The 21,156-nt window shown below is 72.4% G+C and carries 25 protein-coding genes and 1 pseudogene; 13 read left to right on the forward strand and 13 right to left on the reverse strand.

Translation table 11 applies throughout. The features are described from left to right. Window positions 1–4: 4 nt before the first annotated feature. A complete protein-coding gene (locus OHA72_RS52700) occupies window positions 5–1,384 on the reverse strand; it encodes a serine hydrolase domain-containing protein (protein WP_327003651.1) in 1,380 nt (459 codons plus the stop codon). A gap of 49 nt (window positions 1,385–1,433) precedes the next feature. Then, a complete protein-coding gene (locus OHA72_RS52705; protein WP_327003652.1) occupies window positions 1,434–2,189 on the reverse strand; it encodes an SDR family oxidoreductase in 756 nt (251 codons plus the stop codon). 100 nt (window positions 2,190–2,289) lie between these two features. Here OHA72_RS52705 and OHA72_RS52710 point away from each other — a divergent pair, with 100 nt between their 5' ends. The 3 genes from OHA72_RS52710 (at window position 2,290) to OHA72_RS52720 (ending at window position 3,898) form a co-directional block, all read left to right on the forward strand. Next, a complete protein-coding gene (locus OHA72_RS52710) occupies window positions 2,290–3,144 on the forward strand; it encodes a helix-turn-helix transcriptional regulator (RefSeq protein WP_327003653.1) in 855 nt (284 codons plus the stop codon). A 62-nt stretch (window positions 3,145–3,206) separates the two neighbouring features. Beyond that, entirely contained in the window at window positions 3,207–3,500 is a 294-nt protein-coding gene (locus OHA72_RS52715) for a hypothetical protein (RefSeq protein ID WP_327003654.1), read from the forward strand. Then, window positions 3,497–3,898 (forward strand): PIN domain-containing protein, encoded by a 402-nt coding sequence (locus OHA72_RS52720; RefSeq protein ID WP_327003655.1) that lies wholly within the window; start codon window positions 3,497–3,499, stop codon window positions 3,896–3,898. Before OHA72_RS52715 ends, OHA72_RS52720 begins: the two co-directional genes overlap by 4 nt. Before the next feature lie 225 nt (window positions 3,899–4,123). Here the strand turns inward: OHA72_RS52720 and OHA72_RS52725 are convergent, their stop codons facing one another. The 4 genes from OHA72_RS52725 to OHA72_RS52740 all read right to left on the reverse strand — a co-directional run bounded on the left by OHA72_RS52725 (window position 4,124) and on the right by OHA72_RS52740 (window position 7,266). Further along, window positions 4,124–4,327: a hypothetical protein gene (locus tag OHA72_RS52725; RefSeq protein WP_327003656.1), complete on the reverse strand. Its 204-nt coding sequence runs from the start codon at window positions 4,325–4,327 to the stop codon at window positions 4,124–4,126. 82 nt (window positions 4,328–4,409) lie between these two features. Beyond that, window positions 4,410–5,225 (reverse strand): SDR family NAD(P)-dependent oxidoreductase, encoded by an 816-nt coding sequence (locus OHA72_RS52730; protein WP_327003657.1) that lies wholly within the window; start codon window positions 5,223–5,225, stop codon window positions 4,410–4,412. Between the two features lie 73 nt (window positions 5,226–5,298). Continuing rightward, window positions 5,299–6,600: a flavin-containing monooxygenase gene (locus OHA72_RS52735; RefSeq protein WP_327003658.1), complete on the reverse strand. Its 1,302-nt coding sequence runs from the start codon at window positions 6,598–6,600 to the stop codon at window positions 5,299–5,301. 33 nt (window positions 6,601–6,633) lie between these two features. Then, the gene (locus tag OHA72_RS52740) at window positions 6,634–7,266 is read right to left on the reverse strand and encodes a TetR/AcrR family transcriptional regulator (protein WP_327003659.1); all 633 of its coding nucleotides are present in this window, start codon (window positions 7,264–7,266) and stop codon (window positions 6,634–6,636) included. Between the two features lie 45 nt (window positions 7,267–7,311). Here OHA72_RS52740 and OHA72_RS52745 point away from each other — a divergent pair, with 45 nt between their 5' ends. Both OHA72_RS52745 and OHA72_RS52750 read left to right on the forward strand, forming a co-directional pair. Then, window positions 7,312–8,625 carry an MFS transporter gene (locus OHA72_RS52745; protein ID WP_327003660.1) on the forward strand — a complete coding sequence of 438 codons (1,314 nt, stop codon included), beginning with the start codon at window positions 7,312–7,314 and terminating at the stop codon, window positions 8,623–8,625. A gap of 79 nt (window positions 8,626–8,704) precedes the next feature. After that, window positions 8,705–9,517, forward strand: a complete 813-nt coding sequence (locus OHA72_RS52750) for a polysaccharide deacetylase family protein (RefSeq protein WP_327003661.1) — start codon at window positions 8,705–8,707, stop codon at window positions 9,515–9,517. Window positions 9,518–9,529: 12 nt separating this feature from the next. Here OHA72_RS52750 and OHA72_RS52755 read toward each other — a convergent pair whose 3' ends face one another. Then, window positions 9,530–10,303 (reverse strand): SDR family NAD(P)-dependent oxidoreductase, encoded by a 774-nt coding sequence (locus OHA72_RS52755; RefSeq protein ID WP_327003662.1) that lies wholly within the window; start codon window positions 10,301–10,303, stop codon window positions 9,530–9,532. A gap of 130 nt (window positions 10,304–10,433) precedes the next feature. Here OHA72_RS52755 and OHA72_RS52760 point away from each other — a divergent pair, with 130 nt between their 5' ends. Continuing rightward, window positions 10,434–11,330 carry an AraC family transcriptional regulator gene (locus tag OHA72_RS52760; RefSeq protein ID WP_327003663.1) on the forward strand — a complete coding sequence of 299 codons (897 nt, stop codon included), beginning with the start codon at window positions 10,434–10,436 and terminating at the stop codon, window positions 11,328–11,330. A 3-nt stretch (window positions 11,331–11,333) separates the two neighbouring features. Here the strand turns inward: OHA72_RS52760 and OHA72_RS52765 are convergent, their stop codons facing one another. Continuing rightward, window positions 11,334–11,585: a hypothetical protein gene (locus OHA72_RS52765; protein ID WP_327003664.1), complete on the reverse strand. Its 252-nt coding sequence runs from the start codon at window positions 11,583–11,585 to the stop codon at window positions 11,334–11,336. Between the two features lie 26 nt (window positions 11,586–11,611). Next, window positions 11,612–12,355, reverse strand: a complete 744-nt coding sequence (locus OHA72_RS52770; RefSeq protein WP_327003665.1) for a hypothetical protein — start codon at window positions 12,353–12,355, stop codon at window positions 11,612–11,614. Between the two features lie 88 nt (window positions 12,356–12,443). Between OHA72_RS52770 and OHA72_RS52775 the strand changes: the two genes are divergently transcribed. Further along, the gene (locus OHA72_RS52775) at window positions 12,444–12,890 is read left to right on the forward strand and encodes a hypothetical protein (protein WP_327003666.1); all 447 of its coding nucleotides are present in this window, start codon (window positions 12,444–12,446) and stop codon (window positions 12,888–12,890) included. A gap of 21 nt (window positions 12,891–12,911) precedes the next feature. Here the strand turns inward: OHA72_RS52775 and OHA72_RS52780 are convergent, their stop codons facing one another. Then, entirely contained in the window at window positions 12,912–13,214 is a 303-nt protein-coding gene (locus OHA72_RS52780; protein WP_327003667.1) for a DUF1905 domain-containing protein, read from the reverse strand. A 134-nt stretch (window positions 13,215–13,348) separates the two neighbouring features. Between OHA72_RS52780 and OHA72_RS52785 the strand changes: the two genes are divergently transcribed. Beyond that, window positions 13,349–13,912 (forward strand): dihydrofolate reductase family protein, encoded by a 564-nt coding sequence (locus OHA72_RS52785; RefSeq protein ID WP_327003668.1) that lies wholly within the window; start codon window positions 13,349–13,351, stop codon window positions 13,910–13,912. Here the strand turns inward: OHA72_RS52785 and OHA72_RS52790 are convergent. Together OHA72_RS52790 and OHA72_RS52795 are read right to left on the reverse strand one after the other, a co-directional pair. Further along, window positions 13,902–15,002: a CU044_5270 family protein gene (locus tag OHA72_RS52790; protein WP_327003669.1), complete on the reverse strand. Its 1,101-nt coding sequence runs from the start codon at window positions 15,000–15,002 to the stop codon at window positions 13,902–13,904. The two genes, OHA72_RS52785 and OHA72_RS52790, sit on opposite strands and share 11 nt — an antisense overlap. Continuing rightward, a complete protein-coding gene (locus OHA72_RS52795; RefSeq protein WP_327003670.1) occupies window positions 14,999–15,523 on the reverse strand; it encodes an RNA polymerase sigma factor in 525 nt (174 codons plus the stop codon). Before OHA72_RS52795 ends, OHA72_RS52790 begins: the two co-directional genes overlap by 4 nt. Window positions 15,524–15,639: 116 nt before the next feature. Between OHA72_RS52795 and OHA72_RS52800 the strand changes: the two genes are divergently transcribed. The 3 genes and pseudogenes from OHA72_RS52800 to OHA72_RS52805 all read left to right on the forward strand — a co-directional run bounded on the left by OHA72_RS52800 (window position 15,640) and on the right by OHA72_RS52805 (window position 18,432). Continuing rightward, window positions 15,640–18,021: an Hsp70 family protein gene (locus OHA72_RS52800; RefSeq protein ID WP_327003671.1), complete on the forward strand. Its 2,382-nt coding sequence runs from the start codon at window positions 15,640–15,642 to the stop codon at window positions 18,019–18,021. Between the two features lie 112 nt (window positions 18,022–18,133). Beyond that, window positions 18,134–18,208: pseudogene (locus OHA72_RS65310) on the forward strand (hypothetical protein); the annotation flags it as partial. Window positions 18,209–18,294: 86 nt separating this feature from the next. After that, window positions 18,295–18,432 carry a hypothetical protein gene (locus tag OHA72_RS52805; RefSeq protein WP_327003672.1) on the forward strand — a complete coding sequence of 46 codons (138 nt, stop codon included), beginning with the start codon at window positions 18,295–18,297 and terminating at the stop codon, window positions 18,430–18,432. Between the two features lie 27 nt (window positions 18,433–18,459). Here the strand turns inward: OHA72_RS52805 and OHA72_RS52810 are convergent, their stop codons facing one another. After that, window positions 18,460–19,302, reverse strand: coding sequence for an alpha/beta fold hydrolase (locus OHA72_RS52810; RefSeq protein WP_327003673.1), 843 nt, complete (start codon window positions 19,300–19,302; stop codon window positions 18,460–18,462). A 129-nt stretch (window positions 19,303–19,431) separates the two neighbouring features. On the opposite strand from OHA72_RS52810, the gene OHA72_RS52815 reads away from it, so the two are divergent. Then, window positions 19,432–20,277: a metalloregulator ArsR/SmtB family transcription factor gene (locus tag OHA72_RS52815; RefSeq protein WP_327003674.1), complete on the forward strand. Its 846-nt coding sequence runs from the start codon at window positions 19,432–19,434 to the stop codon at window positions 20,275–20,277. Further along, window positions 20,274–20,876, forward strand: a complete 603-nt coding sequence (locus OHA72_RS52820; protein WP_327003675.1) for a dihydrofolate reductase family protein — start codon at window positions 20,274–20,276, stop codon at window positions 20,874–20,876. The genes OHA72_RS52815 and OHA72_RS52820 overlap by 4 nt, the downstream gene beginning before the upstream one ends. Window positions 20,877–21,156 lie beyond the last annotated feature (280 nt).

Here is a 21,156-nt window from a genome sequence, read left to right on the forward strand (position 1 = left end):
CTTGTCAGCGCTCGCCCGGCGTGACGCGGCGGGTCATCCGCCCGCCCGCGCAGCGATGCGTCGGCCCGTCCCCGGTGTCGCCATGGTACGAGATGAGGTACTGCCGCGACGTGAGATCCAGCTCGCCGACGGGCATCCCGGCCGGCGCGAACAGATCCCGGCCGACGGGCGCGTACCGCATCGGCGGGACCACGAACGGCCCGCCGGCGAAACCGGTGAACGTCGCCTCCTGCACGCCGTCGGCGGGTTCGTAGGTGATCTGCTCCTCCAGCTCGCCGTCCACGACGCGCACGTCCACGCGGAGCTGGTCCGAGCGGTACGTGCCGGCGTAGCGCGCCAGGTCCGGCTCCGCCGGCAGCGGCCTGATCGCGGCGACGTCCAGGCGGCCCGGCAGCAGCGACGGCAGCAGCTCGTCGTGCAGCGCGAGGGCCCGCGGGTCGTTGCCGTACGCCGCGAACACCAGGTCGTGCTCGGGCGCCACGGCCAGCACGGCCACCCCGCCGGGTGACGCGCCGGTCATCGTCATCACGGTCGCGCCGCCGAACGTCGGCAGCAGCCAGCCCATCCCGACGGGTGGGAGATTCGGCGTACCCATGTCATGCGAAACGGTCCGCATCAGCCTCGCCGACGCTCCCCCGGCCAGATGGACCCGGCCGAGCGCGAGCAGGTCGGCGACCGTGCCGATCGGCGTGCCACCGGCCGGCGCCCACGTGTCGGGCAGCATGAACATGTCGGTGCGCCGCACCTGCCCGGTCACCGGGTCGGCGAAGTGCCCGACCGCGGTGCCGCGCAGGATCGCCTCGGCGGCGGAGGTGCCCGAGCCGGCCATGCCGACCCGCTCGAACACCTCGCGCCTGAGCAGTTCGTGGTATGGCGTGCCGGTGACCGCCTCGAGCAGCCGCCCGGCCACCATCATGCCGCCGTTGGAGTAGCTGACGTGCTCCCCCGGCGCGAACAGCGTGCCGCACTGCCGGGCGAGACCGGCGAGGTAGACCCGCAGTGCGTCCGGCCCGCCGCCCGCGGGGAAGAACAGGTCGGCGTCGATCCCACTGGTGTGTGTCAGCAGGTGGCGTACGCGGATCCGGCCGGCCGCGCCCGGTTCGGCGAGCGCGAACTCCGGCAGGTACGTGACGACCGGCTCGTCGAGGTCGACGGCGCCGCGCTCGACCTGCCGCAGCACGAGCATCGTCGTCATCACCTTGGTGATGGACCCGAACAGGAACCCGGTGTCCTCCCGCATCGGCGCGCCGGTGACGATGTTCGCCACCCCGTGCGCGAGGACACGCTGCTCGCCGTCGCGGTACACGCCCACGACGTACCCGGGGACCTTGGTGGTGTCGCAGAAGGCCGCGACCCGCTCGCTGATGTGCGTCATCTCGTTCATGCCGCCCATCGTCGAGCCCTGCCCCTGGGTCAAGGTCAAGCCCCGTGGCTCAGCCTTGTTGGGTGGGGACGATGATCACCTCGGCCAGGTTGACGCGGGTCGGTGCGGCGGCGATGTACGCGATCGCGTCGGCGACGTCCTCAGGGGTGAGGACCTCCATGGAGTCCCGCCACTGCGCGAGGGTCTCGCGCTGGCCGGGGTCGAGCATGCCGTCGCCGAGCTCGGTGAGGACGAAGCCGGGTTCGACGTTCTTCACCCGGACGCCGCGCGGGCCGAGCTCGGCCCGCAGGTTGCGGGTGAGGTGCGCGACGGCGGCCTTGGTGGCCGTGTACACGCCGTAGTTCGGGAAGACGGTGTGCCCGCCGATCGAGCCGACGTGCACGAGGTCGGCGGGCCTGCCGTCGGCCGCGGCGGCGAGCAGGTCGTCGATGAACGCCCGTCCGGTGTACAGCAGCCCGGTGACGTTCGTGCCGATCATCTGGTCCCACTCGGCGGTCTCCGCCGACTCGAACGGCGCGGCGAGCATGACACCCGCGTTTGCCACGACGAGGTCCACCCGGCCGAACGCCGCGCGGATGGTCGCCGCCGCGCCCCGCAGCGCGTCCAGGTCGCCCACGTCCGCGGCGACGGGCAGGGCGTTGCCGCCGATGTCCGCGGCGAGCTCCTTCAGCCGCCCCTCGCGCCGCCCGATGAGCGCGACGGACGCGCCGCCCTCGGCGAGCCGTTTCGCGGTCGCCGCGCCGATGCCGCTGGTCGCTCCGGTGACGACGGCGACGCGGCCGTTCAATGCGTTGGTGTTGGTCATGGATCCACCGTCGCGCCCGCACCGGGCGGCTGCCAGGACGGCGTCTTCCTAGGGGTACGGGGGCCAGGCAATCACCCGCGATGCCACCTAACCTGGGATGATGCACAGCGACAACCGCCTCGGCGAGTTCCTGCGGGCGCGCCGGGAGGTGGCCCGCCCGGAGGACTTCGGCCTGCCGGAGCCCACCCGCCGCCGCACCCCGGGCCTGCGGCGCGAGGAGGTCGCGCTGCTCGCGGGGGTCAGCGCCGACTATTACGTCCGCCTCGAACAGGGCCGTGACAAGCACCCGTCCGACCAGGTGATCGACGCCCTGGCACGGGTGTACACGCTGAACGACGACGCCGTCGCGCACCTGCGGGAGCTGGCCCGTCCCGTCGCCCGCCCCCGCCGCCGGGCCCGTCAGCCGGAGCGGGTCAGCCCCGGCCTGCTGCGCCTGCTGGACCTGTGGTCCGACACGCCGGCCCTGGTGGTCGGCCGCCACCTGGACGTCCTGGCAAACAACCGGCTCGCGGCCGCCCTGAACCACTGCTCGGTCAAGGGCCAGAACATGGTCCGTGCGATGTTCCTGGACCCCGGCACCCGCCGCGTCTACGCCGACTGGCCCCGCGTCGCCGTCGAGACCGTGGCGAGCCTGCGCGCCAGCGCCGGCACCGACCTCGACGACCCCCGCCTCACCGACCTGGTCGGCGAGCTGTCCCTGAAGAGCGACGACTTCCGCCGCCTGTGGGCCCGCCACGACGTCGCGGCGAAGACCGCCGGCATCAAGCGCTTCGTCCACCCGATGGTCGGCGAGCTGACCCTGTCGTACGACACGTTCACGGTCAACGGCGCCCCGGGCCAGCAGCTGCTCGTCTACCACGCCCCGCCGGGCACTCCGTCGGCCCAGGCCCTGACCCTGCTGGGCAGCATCGCCGCCGACCTGCCCCTGCCCCACGAGTCCCGCCAGGATGCCTGAGCTGCTACGGCAGCCGGTCGGCAGTGGCGCACCAATGTTCATACCGTTGTAGGCTGTTCAGTATGACAACGGTCAGGTTTACCGTATCCCTGCCGGAAGACGTCGCCGGGCCCCTGAAGGATCTGCCTGCCGGGCAGGTGTCGGCCTACGTCACCGAGGCACTGCGGCGCCGTCAAACCTTGGAGCGCATGCAGGCCGCACTGACCGCTGCCGGGCATCGGCAGTTCACCCCCGATCCGGCCGAGGCTGCCGCACTGCGGGAGCAACTGCGAGTGCCGGGACATGTCCGGGATGACGTCATCACCCGCCTGAAGTCCGAAGGCGTGCTTCCCGATGACTGGCAGCCGCGCAGATGATCGTCGAAGCAGTCCTCGACACAGGTGCCCTCATGGCATATGTGCACGGTGTCGACCGCGTAGGTGAGCTGCTGTTCCGTGCGGCCGAGGAAGGCTTCGGCGTGACAATTCCGAGCACATGCCTGCTCGAGGCCTATCAAGCAATGGACTACGACGGTGACTTGGACATGCTGCGAGTGCTGCGGCTGCATCCCGTCGTCCTGGTTGATGAGCCGCAAACCAACGTCAACGGTCCTGACGACCTTCCTATCATCGGGGGAATGGCAGCACGGGCCGGGCGGATCGGCGCGGGGCATGCGGCGTTGACGGCGGCGAGCCACTCCGCGGCCGTCTTCACATCACTCCCCGGACAGATCGAGGCCGTGCTCGGCAAGAGCTGGCCGATCGTCGAGGTCTGACGACCACCTGCGCTTGGTCGAGCCGAACGCCGCCCTGATCGGTGCGGCCGCGGGTGGCGGGCTCGGCCTCGTGCTCGCCGTCGTGCTCTGGCTGACGGAGCACCCGCGGGCGATCCTGCCGGTCGGCGCGGCCTTCGTCATCGCCCTGGCCGTGCTCGGGGCCGCGCTGTTCGGGCCTCAGGAAGGCTGGCAGGAACGGGGGTACGTCCGCCCTCGCGCGGCCGGTCAGGTGCTGCTCATCCAGCTCCGCGCGACCCTCTTCCTGTACGGTTTCGTGTCCCTCGGGTTCGCCTCCGTCGTCACCGTCCTCGTCGCGACGAGGGCCGCGCAGCACAGCGCCGCGGTCGCCGCGACCGTCAGCACGGCGGCGCGCTTACGGGCGCGGCTGATCGGCGGTGCCGGCAGGGGTGGCGTCGTGAACGAACTCATGCGGCCGATACTGGCAACGCAGGCGCCCGCGCCGCTCGACCTCGTCGCGATCTTGACAGAACTCGGCGATCGGGGTGAACGGTCAGCGGCCCTGGCGGTGGCGGCGCACCATGCCGGCGGCGAGGGGTGCGTCGTCGAAGGCGGCCGCGGCGAGGCGGGACGCCACGGTGCGGCGGACCATCGCGTCGGCGAGGGACGGGAAGTGGCGTGCCACGGCCATTTCCAGGCGGCCGCGGCGGGTGGTGGCCACGTCGCGCGGGGGTCTGCGGGCGGTGGCCGCGCGCAGGATCGCGGCGACGACGCCCTCGACCGGTTCGAGGCGGGACACGCCCTGCAGGGACAGGCCGGCCGCCGCGGTCGTGTCGTGGATCGGGGAGGCGACCATGCTCGGATACACGACGCTCACCCCGACGTGGCTGCCGACCTCGAGCCGCAGCGCGTCGGCGTAGGCGACCAGGGCCCGCTTGCTGACGCCGTAGGCGGCGGCGAGGGGCAGCGGCAGGACCGCCATCCGGCTGGCCACGAACACGACCCGGCCGCGGGCGGCCTCCAGCGCCGGCAGGGCCGCAGCGGTGGTCCGCCAGGCGGCGAGGAGGTTGACCTCCAGCTGCCGGGCGACGACCTCGTCCGGTGGCAGCTCCGCCGGTGCGGGGCCGCCGACGCCGGCGTTGTTGACGAGCAGGTCGAGCCCGCCGAGGTGTGCCACGGCGGCGGCCACGACGGCCGGCACGGCGGAGGAGGTCAGGTCGCAGGCGAAGACCGGCACGGGCGCGTCGACGGCCACGAGGTCGAGGCCGGCCACGACCGCGCCCTCGGCGGCGAGCCGCGAGCAGAGCAGCCTGCCGAAGGTCCCGTTGGCGCCGGTGACCAGCACCCGCCGGCCGTGCAGCGTGCTCATGTCGCCACCTTCCGCTGCGCTCCAGGCGTCGACATGAGCCAAACCTGCCACATGATTCGCTCGCGACGCTCGCTCATGCCCGTTTCCGTCCTGCTGCCAGCTCGCGCGCGGCGAGGTCGAGGTATGCGTCGAAGTCGATCCGCATCGCCGGGCGCCGGTCGCCCCACCGGTCCTGGGCGGCGCGCAGCTCCGCGGCGCACGCTGAGCGCTGCACGTCCGGGGGCGGCGGCGCGTAGGTGCCGGCCAGGTGCCCGGCGACGAGCCGGGCCTGCGCCTCGACGACCGGCAGGGCGGCGCCGGTGGACTGCATCAGGCCCACGAACATGAGGCCGGGCGCGTCGAGGTGGAACACGTGCCGGTAGAGCGGCAGCCGGTCGGCGCCGCCGCCGAGCAGCAACGGGTCGAGGAACGGCAGGTCGACGCGGTACCCCGTGCACCAGACGATGAGGTCGACCGGGTCCTTGCCGCCGTCGGCGAAGACCACGTCGGTGCCGTCGAAGCGGGTGATCGCCGGGCGCACCGCGATCTCGCCGTGGGTGATGCGGGGCAGCAGCGCGTCGGACAGCGTGGGGTGGTCCTGCAGGAAGCCGTGCGTCGGTGCCGGCAGCCCGTACCGGGTGGGCGGGCCGACCGCGAGCCGCAGCATCGTCTGGCTGATGCGCTGGCGGGCCCGCCACGGCAGGCGTTTGGCGAGGGCGCCGTTGAGCGTGTCGGACGGCTTGCCGAACAGGTACTTCGGCACGATCCAGACACCGCGGCGCACCGACAGCAGCGTCCGGTCGGCGGTGTGGGAGGCGTCGACGGCGATGTCCATGGCGGAGTTGCCGCCGCCGACGACGAGGACGCGACGGCCGGCGAGCTGCTCGGGTCCGCGGTAGTCGTGGCTGTGCAGCTGATCGGCGGTGAGCTCGCCCGGATACGGCGGGTCGGGCAGTCGCGGCACGGTGTTGTGCCCGTTGGCGACGACGACCGCCTCGGCGCGCACCTCGACCGTCCCTTGTGGACCCTCGGCGGTCACCGTCCAGCCGCCCGCCGGTTCCTGGCGGACCGCGGTCACCACGTGCCGGTGCCGGATCGCGTCGGAAAGGCCGAACGTGCGGGCGTAGTCGGCCAGGTACGCCGCGATCGTCGCGTGACCCGGGTAGTCGGGCCAGTCGGCGGGCATCGGGAAGTCGGCGAACTCGGTGCGGGTGCGGCTGGTGTTGAGGTGCAGCGTGCGGTACGCCGAGGAGTGCGGCCCGCCGTAGACCCACAGCCCGCCGGGCCGGTCACCGGCGTCGAAGCACACGGCCGGCACGCCCGCGTCGGCGAGGGCCTTGAGCGTGGCGAGCCCGGCCGGCCCGGCGCCGATCACCACCACCCTGTATTCCAACACGCGTTGGATTCTGGGTCACCGGTGTCGGGTGCGTCAAGGCCGCCCGTACATGCGGTCCAGCCACCGGTGCACGAACGCCCGCAGCGCGAACCGGCTGTCGGCGGGGACGTCGCCGTGCAGGGCGGTCACCGCGTGCGCGTGCACGGCCCAGATGAGGCTGCGCACCGCGAGGTGCGGCTGCGGCTCATGCAGCACGCCGGCCTTGTCGGCGGCGGCGAGGACCCGCTCCACCTGCTCGTACAGCGGCGTCGAGTACCGCTCGTCGAGGCCGGCGTGCCGGCCTGGCTCCAGCCACCGCCGCAGCCACAGCCCGGTGGTCTCCGGCCGCTCCTCCAGGAAGTCGACGAACGCGTCGAGCACCCGGTGCAGCGCGGCGAGGAGGTCACCGTCCGCGGCGGCCGCGATGACCGGTTCGAGGGCGCGGCGCTCGGCCTCGAAGACCTGCGCGAAGCACGACTGGTACAGCACCAGCTTGCCGCCCGCGTGGTGGTGCACCGTGGCGACGTCGACACCCGCCGCGTCGGCCACGGCCCTGATGCTGACCGCGTCGAAACCGTTGCGGGCGAACAGGTCCGTCGCCACCCGCAGGATCACGTCGCGGGTCGGTTCGGCGCCGTCCGCGCGGGGCCGGCCGGGCCGTCGTCGCGTGCTGTTCAGATCGTCCATCGTCGCCTATTATCCATCGCACGTTGGATTACGGGAGCGTGGTTGATGTCGAAGGTCCGGCTGCCGCTGCGCGGGCTCATCCCGTTCGCGACCGGCTCCGTCGGCATGGGCGTCTGGGTCACCGTGCCCGGCCTGCTCCTGCTGTACTTCCTCACCGACGTCCTCGCCGTCCCGCCGCTGCTCGCCGGGTTCGTGCTGCTCGCGCCGAAGGTCGTCGACGTGGTGCTGCACCCGTGGGTCGGCCGGCTCTCCGACGCCGACCTCGCCCGGCGCGGCCACCGCCGGCGGCTCATGCTCACCGGCTGCGCGCTGGCCGTCGCGTTCGCCGCGATGTTCGCCGTGCCCGGCGGCCTGCGCGGCGCACCGGCGGGCCTGTGGGTCGCGGTCGCGTTCATCGCCGGGAACCTCCTGTTCGCCGCCTACCAGGTCCCCTACCTTGCCACCCCGGCCGACCTGAGCATCGGCTACCACGAGCGGACCCGCCTGATGGGCTTCCGCATGGTGGTCCTCACCGTCGGCATCCTGCTCAGCGGCGTCGCCGCTCCCCTGATCGCCGGCCAGGACGACGCGACGGTTGCCGGGTACACCCGCATGGGCCTCGTCCTCGGCGCCGCCATGCTCGCCGCGATGCTGGTCGGCATCACCGGCGTGCGACGGCTCACCGCCGCCGCCCCGCTGTCCGTCGTGTCGGAAGGCAGCCGGCACGGGCTGCTGACATCGCTGCGCGACCGGCAGTTCCGCACCCTGACAGCGGCCTATCTGGCGATGTCGACCACGACCCACCTGGTGCTGGCCGCCGTCCCCTATTTCGCGGAGTACGAGCTGGGCCGGCCGAAGCTCACGACCGTCCTGGTCGCCGCCTTCGTGGCACCGGCGATCCTCGCGACACCGGTCTGGGTCGTCGTCGCCCGCCGCATCGGCAAGCAGCGCGGGCTGCTCGTCGCGCAGGCCGCGTTCGTCGCCGGCTCGCTCGTCCTGGCGCTCGGCGCCGCGGCCGGCCTGCCGCTGATCGTCGGCGCCGTCGCCGTGCTCGGCGTCGCGTTCGCCGCCATGCAGCTGCTGCCGTTCTCGATGGTGCCCGACGTGATCGCCGCGTCCGGGCCGGACGGCACGACCCGCGCGGGCAGCTACACCGGCGTGTGGACCGCGACGGAGGCCACCGGCGGCGCGCTCGGGCCGTACGTGTACGCCGCCTGCCTGGCCGTCGGCGGATTCGTGGCCAGCGCCGCCGGCGAGCACACCACGCAGTCCTCCACCGCGCTCGCCGCCGTCCGCTACGGATTCGCCGTGGTGCCGGCCGTGCTCATGACCGTGGCCGTCCTGCTGCAGCGCCGGTACACCCTCGACGCGCGTATTTGAACGGGTCTCCATGCAACGCAATGGGGAGCGGGCACGTCATGATCAGTGCGAACCCCGCGCGCCCCGGAGGTGGCCCCCCGTGAACGGATTGTCCCGCAGACGCCTGATCGGCGCCGGACTCGCCGCGACGGGCACCGCGCTCGTCACCGGCGGCTCAGCGGGACCGCACCGCCGACCGGCGACCGTCCCGGCCGCCTCGACCGATCCGGTCGCCGCGCCCGCCACGTCACCGCCGCCCGCGCCCTCACCGACGGCGACCGCCCTGCCGGCGCAGGAGCGACCGGTGTTCACGCTCTCGGAATACCGGCGGCTGGTGCCCGGCCCGGCGTTCCCCGGCAACGCGGTGGCCCTCACCATCGACGACGGCCCGCACCCCACGTGGACACCGAAGGTGCTGCGGTTGCTGGAGCGGTACCACGTGCCCGCCCTGTTCTGCCTCATCGGCAACCAGGTCCTCGGCCACGAGACCGTCGCCCGGGACATCGTCGCCGCCGGCCACCAGGTCGCCAACCACACGTGGAGCCACCCGGGGAAGATCGCGCATCTCGCCCAGGACCGCGTACAACAGGAAATCGACCGCGCACAGAACAAGATCTACGACGCGACGGGGAAGCTGCCGGCCATCTTCCGCTCCCCCGGCGGCGCCGTCTCCCCGGCCGTGTTCGCGGCCGCGGCGCAGGCCCGGATGCTGCCGATCAACTGGACGAACGACCCCCGCGACTGGACCCGCCCCGGCACCCGCTCCATCACCGACCGGCTCCTCGCCGCCCGCCCCGGGCAGATCCTGCTCTGCCACGACGGGGGCGGCGACCGCGCCCAGACGTGCGCCGCCCTGGAGACCGTCATCCCCGCGCTGCAGTCGCGCGGCTACCAGTTCGTGGTCCTGTCCTAGAGGTCATGTCTCTTAGAGGTCATAACCGCCGGACACCTCGATGTTCTGGGCGGTGATCCAGCGGCCCTCCTCGCCGAGCAGCGTGGCGATCACCATGCCGATGTCGTCGGGTTCGCCGATGCGCCCGAGCGCGGTCTTCGCGGCGAGCATGGCGATCGCCTCCGGGTACGCGTCGAACGCCACGACCCCGGCGGCGTCGGAGAGCCGGGTCCGGGTGGGGCCGGGCGAGACGGCGTTGACCCTGATGCCCCGCGGCGCGAGCTCCTTGGCCAGAACGCGGGTCAGCACGTTCAGGCCGCCCTTCATCGTGGCGTACGCCGAATATCCGGCGTCGACCAGGCCACTGGGCAGTGCGGAGTTGCTGCTGACGTTGACGATGGCGCCCCCGGCGGCCATCAGTGGCAGCAGCAGCTGCGTCAGGAAGTACGGCCCCCGCAGCAGGACCCGCATGAACTTGTCGAACAGCTCCTCGGTGGTGTCCTCGAACATGGCCATCCCACCGAACCCGGCGTTGTTGACCAGGTGGTCGAACGTGTCACGCTGCCACGTGTCGCGCAGCGCGGCGACAACCTGCGCGCGGAACGCCGGGAAGGTCTCCGTGCGGCCGACGTCCAGCCGCAGCGCGACCGCCGTGCGGCCCTCCTTCTCGACGGCGGTGACCGTGTCCTGCGCGCCGGCCTGGTTGCCGCTGTAGGTGAGCAGGACGTCGGTCCCGCGCTTGGCGAGCTGGACGGCCGTGCTCTGCCCGATCCCGGAACTCGCTCCGATGACGATCGCTACACCCATGACTGAACCTGCCCGTTCTTTCGCATCCGGCGATTTCGACAGTCCAATCACATCAGCCTGAGCTGCCAACACCATAGAACGATGCTCTCCAGGGCTTGCCTGATCCTCTCGATTTCGGGAGTATCTTCCTGTGGAAGAACTGCGCGCGCTGCTGGAGCGCCACGCCCGGCCCGACTGGACCACCGCCATCGACGGCGTCCTCATCGGCCGGGCCGAGCGGGCCCACGAGCCGTCGGCGTCGATGTCGGGCGTGGTGATGGCGCTCATCGCGCAGGGCGCCAAGACCCTGGCACTCGGTGATCGGGTGTACGAGTACCGCGCCGGGCAGTACCTGATCGCGTCCGTCGACCTGCCGGTGACCGGTCACTACACCGAGGCCAGCAAGACCCACCCGGCGCTCGGGTTCGGGCTGAGCCTGGAGCCGTCGGCGATCGCCTCGCTGCTGCTGCAGGCGCAGCCCGGCGATCTCACGCGCACCTCCGTCACCCCGTCCGCCCTGGCCGTCAGCACCGCGCCGGCCGAGCTCGTCGACGCCGCCGTGCGGATGCTGCGCCTGCTCGACCACCCGCGCGACATCCCGGTGCTCGCGCCACTGATCAAGCGGGAGATCCTGTGGCGGCTCATCACCGGCGAGCAGGGCGCCGTCGTGCGCCAGCTCGGCCTCGCCGACAGCGGCCTGTCCCACGTCGCCCACGCCGTCGCGTGGATCCGCGACAACTACCGCGAGGCGTTCCGCGTCGACGACGTGGCGAAGATGTCGGGGATGAGCGTGTCCGCGTTCTACCGCAACTTCCAGGCGGTGACCGCGATGAGCCCGATCCAGTTCCAGAAGCAGATCCGGCTCCAGCAGGCCCGGCTGCTGCTGTCCACCCACCCGAACGACGTGACCACGGTCGGCCACCGCGTGGGCTACGACAGCCCGTCCCAGTTCAGCCGCGAATACCGCCGCCAGTTCGGCGCACCCCCGAGCCAGGACGCCGCGCGCCTGCGCGACACGACCCCGGCCGCCGCCCAACTCGTCCCGTAGCACTTACGACCTCACCGCGTGGTCGCAGTACCTGTCCGACCACTCGATCTGCCATTCCGAGCTGTCGAAGACGCGGTGCAGTTCCTCCACGTTCTCCGCCCAGTGGTCACCACCGGCCGAAGGATTGTCGATGTCGTCGACGAAGTAGACGTAGTAGCCGCCCGTGTCCTTCGCGTCGAAATCGACGTGCAGGAAGTATCCCTCCTCCTCACCCGCCACGATTCGCCCGAACCGGCCGATCGGAATCTCGCGCACTGTGCCATCCCCTCGTGTCGCCGGCCTCAGAAGTCCGGAACGACCCGGAGCCGGTCGAGTTCGGCGGGGGCGTCGTCCGGCGCGGTCGACCAGCCCGGCAGGCCACCCCACGCGATCGACGTGCGCAGGTACTCGACCAGCGTGATCGGGCCGGTCCGCCACGTCACGCCGATCAGCGGCGGGTCGATGGCGCCGCTGGGCAGGTCGATGTCGTAGGAGAGGCCGCTGATGTTCGCCTTGGTCAGGTCGTCGGGCGAGAACGTGAAGCGGAACGGGCCCGGGTCGCCGTACGCGTCGCGGTGGTCGTCCCAGGCCTGCCGCAGCCACTCCACGCCGGGGATGACCAGCGGATCGGGCAGCGGCGTGTCCTCGGGCTCCATCTCCTCGTACGTGATGCCGAGCACGGGACAGTCGCCGGTGAACATCACCTGGCCGACGTTGCGCAGGCACGCGGACAGCGCCGCGGGCAGCCCGCCGATCTCCGCCTCGAGCCGGGGCAGGTCGGCGAGTTCCGCACCGGTCGGCGGCAGGTGCAGCGGGCGCGACGAGACCAGGCCGAACTCCTGCAGCGCGCCGGCGATCCGCCGGACGTGCACGGCGACGCGGCGCATCGTCTCGTCCGCGACCGCCGCCACGTCGTCGGCATCAACGGCTCCGGCGGCTGCTTCTGTTCCGGCGGGTGCTTCTGTTCCGGCGGGTGCGAGGCGGCCGAGCTCGGCCCAGACCTGCGCGTGCTCGCCGGCCAGGAACCGCTGGTGGTAGGACGTCACGACCCGCACCGTACAGCGTCGTGGATCATGCAGCATCACCCCCCGTCGACCACGGTTGGTTCAGAGGTCGTCGACGTCGTCGAGGTCGATGAGGCCGTCCTGCAGGGCCCGGGCGACCAGGGACGCCTTCGTCGGCGCCGAGCGGCCGGCCCAGGTCTGCGGGTCCGGCTACACCCAGCTGCACCGCCTGACCCTGAAGACCTCCTACGTCGGCAAGAAGACCATGACGGGCGTCGTCATCGACGTCATCGACGGCCGCGAGGCCCACGACAAGAACAACTACGAGTACTACGCCGACACCAAGGTCTACGCACCCCATCAGTGCGTGACCCACAACGGTTTCATCTACTCCGAGGGCAACTACGGAGGAACCTGGGCCGGCGCGGCCTACGGCCACTTCGACTGGTGTGACCGACCGACCACCCAGGGCCGCCCGCCGCTCCACCGGCGGGCGGCCCCAGCCCAGCCCCAGCCCAGCCCCGGCCCCGGCCCCGGCCCCGGCCCCGGCCATCTTGCCCGCAGGCTCAGACCATGACCGGAGGTCGCGGCACCGCGGTCACACGTCGAGCAGCTCGACGGTCACCGTGGCCACGTCGCCGACGTCGATGGATTCGGCCCTGCGGACCGGGCGCTTGAGCGGCAGCACGTAGGCGCCGCCGCCGCTGCCCGGGAAGATCGACGTCTTCCAGCTGGTGCCGCCGACCGTCACCCTGACCCGCAGGGACCCGAAGCCGCGCCGCACTCCCCCGGCCACGTCCCGGATCTCCTCGGACTCGTCGTCCGGCAGCGTCACGAACACCCAGCTGTCGGCCCGCCGTGCATCCCACGACCACAGCTGCCCCTCAAACACGACCACCACCCGCACACCTTCGCACGTGGGTACGACAAAACCGCCGGACCGACTGTGCCCCGCGTCACACTGATCCCGTGTCGAGAAACCCCGAGCCGGGCCGACCGATGAGTGACCGAAGCGATGACACAGAGGAGCCGGCCATGCGGAAGATCATCTACTGGGTGCACACGTCCGTCGACGGGTTCATCGACGGGCCGAACGGGGAGTTCGACTGGCCGACGATGGGGCCGGAGCTGTCCGCGTACTCCGACGGCCTCGACCGGCGGGTCGACACGCTGCTGTTCGGGCGGCCGGTCTGGGAGATGATGGTCGGGTTCTGGCCCACCGCCGACCAGATCACCGACGACCCGCACGTCGCCGCCTTCGCCCCGTTCTGGCGGGCGACCCCGAAGATCGTGTTCTCCCGCACGTTCCAGGGCGACGACTGGACCAGCCGCGTCATCGGCGACGACCTCCACGAGGAGGTGGCCGCGCTGAAGGCGCAACCGGGCGCAGACCTGCTGCTGACCGGTGGCGCCTCCCTCGCGGCCACGCTGACCGAACACCGTCTCATCGACGAGTATCACGTGGCCGTGCACCCCGTCGTCCTCGGCGGCGGCCGGCGGCTGTTCGCCGAACCCAAGCAGCGCCTCAACCTCAGCACCGTCGCCTCACAGCTGCTGGACGGCCGGATCGCCGTGACGCAGTACCGGCTCACGCAGTAGGCGCGTCCTCATCGGTGTACCGGGCGCTGACCTGCACCGTCCAGCTCATGAGCATGCCGGTCGCCGCGGGCGCCCCGCCGGAGCCGAAGAACCACGACTCCTGCGCGAGCGCCCGCCCGGTCCCCGGGTCCACGATCAGCCGCTGCTGACCCCAGCCGCCGTCGCCGCGCCGCGTGAACGCGACCGCCATGCCGGACCTGCCGTGGCGGTCCTGCACCACGCCGAGGAAGTCGACGCCCTGGAGGTCGGCGAGCATCCGGTACGCCGCCGACCGCACCGCCGCGCTCACCGGCAGCTCGGCGACCAGGTCGCGACCGGCGTAGAACAGCGCCAGGTCCTCGCGTTCCGTGCCGCCGCCCTGCCGCAGCCGCGCGGTCAGCCACGCCTGCAACGCGGCCGGATCGGTCGGCAGGGCCGCGAGGTCGGCGGTGGTGACCCGTTGGCCGGCGATCATGAGCAGCTCCCCGCCGGGCAGCGGCCGGACGGTCCGCGGACCGGGCGAGGTGGTCCGCACGATCGGCTTCGTGCCGGGAGGTCCGTTCTCGGTCCACTGTGTGGGCGAGCCGTCGGCCTTCCACGCGGCCTCGTCGGCCGCGGTGAGCGGAACGGCGCCCAGTGCCTGGCCCACGTCGACGGTGGGGTCACCGGCGCCGGTCGCCAGCCACCGCTCGATGCTCATGCGCGACGCGATGGCGTAGCGGCCCACGTCCTTGCGCTCACCGTACTCCTGGACCCGCACCCAGTACCGGCCGCTGCTCGCCGTGTCGCCCGCCGCGGTCTTCTCCGCGGCGACGAGCAGCAGCGCACGCGCCGAGTCCGGCGGGGCGGCGGCAGTGGCGTCCGGGGCGCCCGTGGCGGGTGTGGCCGGCGGGCTCGAAGGGCCGGTGCCGCCGCCTGTCAGTACCACCGCTGCGGCGGTCGCCGCGGCCACCAACGGCAACGCGCCCGCCAGGATCAGGCGCCGGGCCACGGGGCGACGGCTGCGTTCCACCGGAGCGGTGAACGGCCCCGGAGCAGGGCGGACGTCAGGGTCGAGACGCCCCGGCCGGGCGTCGGCGAGCAGCTGCATCACGTCGGGTCGGGTGCTCATCGGCTGTACTCCTCGGCGAAGGTGATCCCGGCGCGGCGGCCGGCGGGCGAAATGGCGTCCTGCAGTCGTTTCCTGGCCCGGTGCAGGCGGACGAAGAACGTGGCCGTCGAGCAGCCGACGACCCGTGCCGCGTCCCGGGCGGACAGGCCGTGCCAGGCGGTCAGGGTCAGCACCTCCCGGTCGTCCTCGCTGAGCGAGCCGAGCGCGATGAGGACCGCCGCCCGGTCGGTGACGTGCTCGGCCACGTCGTCGTCCGCCTCGCGGATCCAGGTCCGCAGCTCGGCGGCGATGGCGGTCTGGCGGACCTCGTCACGGAACCGCGAGCGGGCCACGTTGCGCGCGACGCCCAGCAGCCACGGCAGCGGAGCAGCCGGCATCTCGCCCACCCTGCGCCAGGCGACGAGGAAGGTGTCGGCCACCACGTCGTCGGCGTGCTCCCGCCCGGCCCGGGTCACCGCGTACGCGTACACCTGCCGATGATGCGCGTCATAGATCGTGGTGAAGCGTTCGGCATCTGTCACATGCTGCTCCTCGGATGGAAGGTACGCCGTCACGAGTAGTGCGAGCAGGGCCCGGATTCTTACCGCCGATCCTGGCCTTCGAGGACCCGTTCGTATATTGATAGACGGTGGCCGCGATGCGACTGGGTGTCGACTTCGGCACCTCCAGCACCGTGGCCGTGCTCCGGCGCCCGGACGGCACCGCGGCGCCGCTGCTGTTCGACGGCTCGCCGCTGCTCGCCTCCGCCGTGTTCGCCGCACCGGACGCGCTGCTCACCGGGCTCGATGCGGTCCGCGCCGCGAGCGGTGACCCGGGCGCATACGAGCCGCATCCGAAGCGCCACATCGACGACGGCACGCTGTGGCTGGGCCGCGAGGTGCCGGTGACCGACGCCGTCGCCGCCGTCTTCGCCCGCGTCGGCGCGGAGGCGCGGCGGGTGGCCGGCGCCGCGCCGGACGAGGTGGTGCTGACCCACCCGGCGGCGTGGGCCCGGACCAGGCTGGCGGTGCTCGCCGGGGCCGCCCGGCAGGCGGGCTGGGCCGAGGTGGCCTTCGTGCCCGAGCCGGTGGCCGCGGCAGCCTATTTCGCCGGTGTACTGGGCAGCGCCGTCACGGGCAACCGGTTCCTCGTCGTGTACGACCTGGGCGCGGGCACGTTCGACGTGAGCGTGGTGCGCGGCGGGCCGGTCGTGACGGCGACCGCCGGGCTGTCCGACGTGGGCGGCCTCGACCTCGACGCGGCGGTGATCGCGCACGCCCGCGCGCACGGCGGCGCGGTGGACGAGCCGTGGGGGCGGCTCTCCTGGCCCACCACGCCCGCGGAGCAGCGGGCCCGCCAGCAGCTGTGGCAGGAGGCGCGGGCGGCGAAGGAGCAGCTGTCCCGGCACGCCACGGCGGACCTGCACGTGCCGCTCGCCGACGTCACCGTGCACCTGACCCGCGAGGAGCTGGAGCGCCTCGCGCGCCCGCTGCTGGAGCCGACCGTCCAGCTCACCGTGCGGACCCTGCGCGACGCCGGCGTCGCGCCCGAGTCGGTGGCGGGCGTTCTGCTGGTCGGCGGTGGCAGCCGCCTGCCGCTCGCTGCCACGCTGCTGCACCGTTCGCTGCGCATCGCGCCGACGGTGCTCGACCAGCCGGAGCTGGTGGTGGCGACCGGCAGCCTGCACGCCGTGACGTCGGCCGCACCTGACCCGACCAATGCACCTGACCTGACCGCAGTGCCGGACCAGGCCACAGTGCCGGACCAGGCCACAGTGCCGGACCAGGCCACAGTGCCGGACCAGGCCACAGTGCCGGACCAGGCCACAGTGCCGGACCAGGCCACAGTGCCGGACCAGGCCACAGTGCCGGACCAGGCCACAGTGCCGGACCAGGGCACAGTGCCGGACCAGGGCACAGTGCCGGACGAGGGCACACCGCCCACGGCCACGCCGGACACCACGGCCGCCGTGGCCGCCGTGGCTGCCGTGGCTGCCGCGGTCATCGAAGCGCCGCCGGTGCCCGAACCCCTCACCGCGGCGGTCCCCGCTTCGCCGAACCGGGCGGGCCCGGTCCTGGCGGTGCTGGTGCCCGTCGCCTGGCTGGCGCTGCTGTGGACCACCGCCAAGACCGAAAACGCCGGCGAGTACTTCGGCTACGGCATCAAGGCGGCGCTCGCCCCGACCGCGCTCGCCACCGTGCTGCCCCTGCTGCTCCTGCTCGCGGCCACCGCCCTGCCCGACGGCAGCCGCGTCCCGACGGCGACGCTGACCGCCCTGGGCCTGCCCGTCCTGTTCGCCGTCGGCGCCGGCATCGTCCTGGCGACCCACGACTACCTCCCGGGCCTGGTCGGCTTCAACAGCGACGAGGACACCTGGGCGGCCGTCACCCATCTGCTGGCCGCGCTGGCACTGGTGGCATACGCCGTCCGCCTGCTCGTGCGCGTCTTCGCCGCCCAGCGGCGCAAGGCCGGCACCCGGCCGCGCCGCATCGCCGGGATGCTGCTGCTGGTCGTGGCGTTCGCCGGTACGACACTGTCCAGCATCTGGACCACCGACGTGCACCCGCCCGACCCGATGCTGGACCGCGACGCCTTCGGCATCTCGCTGTTCGTGATCGGCATGAGCACCGGCGTCCTGCACGGCATCGCCGTCAACGCCTGCTTCGCCGTCGGCCTCGCCATGACGCTCACCCTGCTCTGCGTGCCGGCCACCGTCGCGCGGATCGTGCTGCAGACCCGCTTCCCGGGCGCGGCCCGGACGCTGCGCATCGCCGCCGGCGGTGGTCTCGCCCTGGCCGGCCTCCTCGCCGCCCTGTTCTGGCGCCGCATCCTCACCGCCCCCGACGACGACATGGCTGCGCCGACCGGACCCCTCGACTGGGGCGTCAGTGTCTTCGGCGCGCTCGCCGACGTCCTGCGCGCCGTGTCCGTCCGCGAGGCCCTGGCGCTGATCATCCTGTTCGGCGGCGTCAGCCTGGCCCTGGAACGCGGCAGCGCCGGCCGCCGGGACACCGTCGCGTCGCCGGCAGACGCGGACTGACCCGCCGCCGGCGTCAGCCGATGCGGCTCGCGCGGCGTTCCTCGGCGGCGGCCTCGATGCGCTCCTCCAGGGCGTCGAACCACTGCCGCCCGAGGCCGCCGGCCTGCGCGGCATGGCGCTCGTGGACGTGATCGCCGTCGGCGCCGACCTGCGATCCGTCCGTGCCGCCGGCGCGAACCTCCTGCGCGCCGATCTCACCGGCGCCGACCTCGAACGGGCCGACCTCTTCACGCCTCCCTGCGCCACGCCGTCCTGCGCGACGCCCGCCTGCGCATGGCCCAGCTGTTCCAGACCGACGCCACCGCCGCCGACTTCCGGGGCGCCATCGGCGTCCCCGCGGTCCACGTCGGCATGAAGGTCGACGGCGCAAGGCTGACAGCCGAACTCCGCCGCGCACTCAGATCATCGTGAGGGTGGCCGCCTTCCGGCGGTGACGTCTCAGGCCTTCCCGGCCCAGAATCGGTCCAGCTGGTCGTAGATGAAGTCGGGCCGCTCCTGGAAGACCCAGTGACCGCACTGCTCGATGATGCCGCCGTGCGCCTCGGTCGCAATGGCGTTGGCGCTGTCGATGCAGTGCGAGCCGAAGGACGACCGGCCGCCCCAGGCCATCATCGGCACCGTCAGCCTGTCCTTGGTCAGTTGCCTCGTCTGCTCGGCGATCTGCGGGATGTATCCGTACAGGTTGAGGCTGGCCCGCAGGTTGCCCGGCTGCCGCATCTGCTGGACGTAGGCCTGGATCTCGGACTCGGGCACCGCGTCCGGGTCGTAGGCGAAGTCGCGGAAGAAGTGCCGCAGGTACTGCTCCTCGCGCCCCGCCACCAGGAGGTGGGTGATGTCCATGTTCATGTGCATGCGCAGGTGCCAGTAGGCGACCTGCGGTTCGACGTACCCCGGGTAGTCCAGGCCGAAGAACGGCGTCTCAATCGTCGCGAGTGACAACGCGCGGCCGGCGGCCAGGTATGCGAGCGCGACCGCGGGCGGTCCGCCGAGGTCGTGGCTGAGTATGTGGAACTGCTCGACGCCTTCGACCTCGAGCAGACCCAGCATGTCGGCCGCGATCGTCTTCGGCTCGTAGCCGCTGAAGGGCTTGTCGCTGTCGGCGCAGCCGCGCAGGTCCGGTGCGATGAAGCGGTACCGGTCGGCGAAGCGCTCGATGATGCGCAGATATTCGCGGTGCGACTCCGGCCAGCCGTGCAGGCAGAGCACCACCGGCCCCGACCCGGCGGTGACGTAGTGCAGCCGGACGCCGTTGGTCTCGGCGCGATGATGGCGTACTTCCATCAGGCTTCCCTCCGATCGCGGGTCGGCGCACAACAGCTCCTGCCCTACCCACCCAGGCACGGCCAAACAGCTGCGATCACATAAATTATTCCTTGACAAGAATATTCTCTGTGGAGAATACTTCGGAGCGTGGACGTACTCCTCACCGCCCTGGCCGATCCGGCCCGCTGGCGGCTCGTGTGCCTGCTGGCCGAGCGGCCCCGCTCGGTCGGGGTCCTCGCCCAGCTCACCGGGGCCCGCCAGCCGCAGACGACCAAGCACCTGCAGACCCTCGAGCGCGCGGAGGTCGTCACGTCCGAGCGGATCGGGCAGCGGCGCATCTACGCGCTGCGGCCCGGCCCGCTGCGGGACCTGGCGGCGGAGCTCGGGCGGCTCGCCGACGCCGCCGGCCGGTTCGGCGGCCCGAACGCGATCTTCGAGCGCCACGGGCTCAGCCTCGACGCCGAGCGGCTCGCCGCCGACGCCCCCGGATGGGCCGACGGCCGGTCGTTCACCTTCCACCGCTCCCTGACCGGCGACCCGGCCCTCGTGTGGCGGCACCTGACCGAGCCCGATCTGCTCGCCGCCTGGTGGACGCCGGACGACCTGCGCGTCTCCGAGCTGATCTTCGAGACGCGACCGGGCGGGCGGGTCGTCCTCGAATACCGCGACGCCGAGGACGCCGACGACTCAGATCTGGTGGCCGGGCGGGCGGAGGGCGTCGTCGAGGACGTGCGGCCCGGCGAGCGCCTCAGCTACCGCAGTTCACCGCTGCTGCCCGACGGCAGTGCGGCCTTCACCTCCCACGTCGACCTGCACCTGCGACCCACCAGCGACGGCACGGACCTCGAGGTGCTGCACCGGATCACCGGCAGCACCGTCGACTCCGCGGACTTCATCGCGGGCATCGAGCTCGGCTTCGGCCAGAGCCTCGACAAGCTCGCGGCAGCCCTCACCGCAACCACCGGCACCACCGAATCCAGGAGCGCGAAGTGACCGAGCAGACCGGCGGCCGCAGGGTCGTCACCAACATGAGCCTCTCCCTCGACGGCCGGTACGCCGCGCCGGAGAACCCCTTGGACATGCGCTGGGTGATGCCGTACGCGATCACCGACGTCGCCCGCGACCACCTGACGAGCCTCTGGAAGCCGGCGACGACGGCCCTGCTCGGGCGGGTCAACGCCGAGGGGTTCCTCGGGTTCTGGCCGACCGTCATCGGCATGGAGGGTGCCGACCCGCGCGACGAGGCGTTCGCGCGGTGGCTCGTCGACACCGAAAAGGTGGTCCTGTCCTCCTCCCTCGGCGCGGCGCCGTGGGAGCGCACGACCATCGCCGGCAAGCCGACCGCGGAGGTGGCCGCGGACCTGAAGGCGGCCGAGGGCGGTGACATCCTCGTGCTGTCCAGCGCGAGCGTCATCAAGGCGCTGCTGGCCGCCGACCTGGTCGACCGGCTGGCGCTGACGATCTTCCCGGTCTTCCTCGGCGGTGGCCCTCGCCTCTTCGACGACGGCCTGCCCGCCGGGCGGTGGACGCTCGCCAGCCAGGCGGCCGGCGAGCACGGCACCCTCGCGCTCGTCTACGACCGGGTCCGCTGACCCGGTCCCAGTCCCACCAGATCGGGTGGAGCGGCGGCGCGCCGCTCCACCCGTGGTCACCGAAGGGGCCATTCGTCCGGTCCCATGACCTCGCTGATGGCCACAAGGCTGCCGGGCGCCGGTTGAGGCATTCGACACAGTTTGATTGAACTTCGTGGCGGGTATCAGGTAGCCCGCAACGAAGGGAAGGTATGCATGCTTTCGCATGACGAACGTGAGTACCGCGAGTTCGAGCACGACGAGGACCTGTTGATCGTCGAGGAAGAGCACGTCAGCGGCC

It is taken from the genome of Dactylosporangium sp. NBC_01737 (assembly GCF_035963215.1).
GTDB lineage: Bacteria > Actinomycetota > Actinomycetes > Mycobacteriales > Micromonosporaceae > Dactylosporangium.

Excerpts from the sequence above, each read along its gene's own strand:
- OHA72_RS52800 (WP_327003671.1), top strand. The coding sequence starts at position 15,640 with ATGCGACTGGGTGTCGACTTCGGCACCTCCAGCACCGTGGCCGTGCTC.
- OHA72_RS52700 (WP_327003651.1), bottom strand. The coding sequence starts at position 1,384 with ATGAACGAGATGACGCACATCAGCGAGCGGGTCGCGGCCTTCTGCGAC.
- OHA72_RS52805 (WP_327003672.1), top strand. The coding sequence starts at position 18,295 with ATGGCCCAGCTGTTCCAGACCGACGCCACCGCCGCCGACTTCCGGGGC.
- OHA72_RS52705 (WP_327003652.1), bottom strand. The coding sequence starts at position 2,189 with ATGACCAACACCAACGCATTGAACGGCCGCGTCGCCGTCGTCACCGGA.
- OHA72_RS52745 (WP_327003660.1), top strand. The coding sequence starts at position 7,312 with ATGTCGAAGGTCCGGCTGCCGCTGCGCGGGCTCATCCCGTTCGCGACC.
- OHA72_RS52730 (WP_327003657.1), bottom strand. The coding sequence starts at position 5,225 with ATGAGCACGCTGCACGGCCGGCGGGTGCTGGTCACCGGCGCCAACGGG.
- OHA72_RS52775 (WP_327003666.1), top strand. The coding sequence starts at position 12,444 with ATGAGGCCGTCCTGCAGGGCCCGGGCGACCAGGGACGCCTTCGTCGGC.
- OHA72_RS52720 (WP_327003655.1), top strand. The coding sequence starts at position 3,497 with ATGATCGTCGAAGCAGTCCTCGACACAGGTGCCCTCATGGCATATGTG.
- OHA72_RS52715 (WP_327003654.1), top strand. The coding sequence starts at position 3,207 with ATGACAACGGTCAGGTTTACCGTATCCCTGCCGGAAGACGTCGCCGGG.
- OHA72_RS52725 (WP_327003656.1), bottom strand. The coding sequence starts at position 4,327 with ATGAGTTCGTTCACGACGCCACCCCTGCCGGCACCGCCGATCAGCCGC.
- OHA72_RS52810 (WP_327003673.1), bottom strand. The coding sequence starts at position 19,302 with ATGGAAGTACGCCATCATCGCGCCGAGACCAACGGCGTCCGGCTGCAC.
- OHA72_RS52785 (WP_327003668.1), top strand. The coding sequence starts at position 13,349 with ATGCGGAAGATCATCTACTGGGTGCACACGTCCGTCGACGGGTTCATC.
- OHA72_RS52790 (WP_327003669.1), bottom strand. The coding sequence starts at position 15,002 with ATGAGCACCCGACCCGACGTGATGCAGCTGCTCGCCGACGCCCGGCCG.
- OHA72_RS52740 (WP_327003659.1), bottom strand. The coding sequence starts at position 7,266 with ATGGACGATCTGAACAGCACGCGACGACGGCCCGGCCGGCCCCGCGCG.
- OHA72_RS52710 (WP_327003653.1), top strand. The coding sequence starts at position 2,290 with ATGCACAGCGACAACCGCCTCGGCGAGTTCCTGCGGGCGCGCCGGGAG.
- OHA72_RS52755 (WP_327003662.1), bottom strand. The coding sequence starts at position 10,303 with ATGGGTGTAGCGATCGTCATCGGAGCGAGTTCCGGGATCGGGCAGAGC.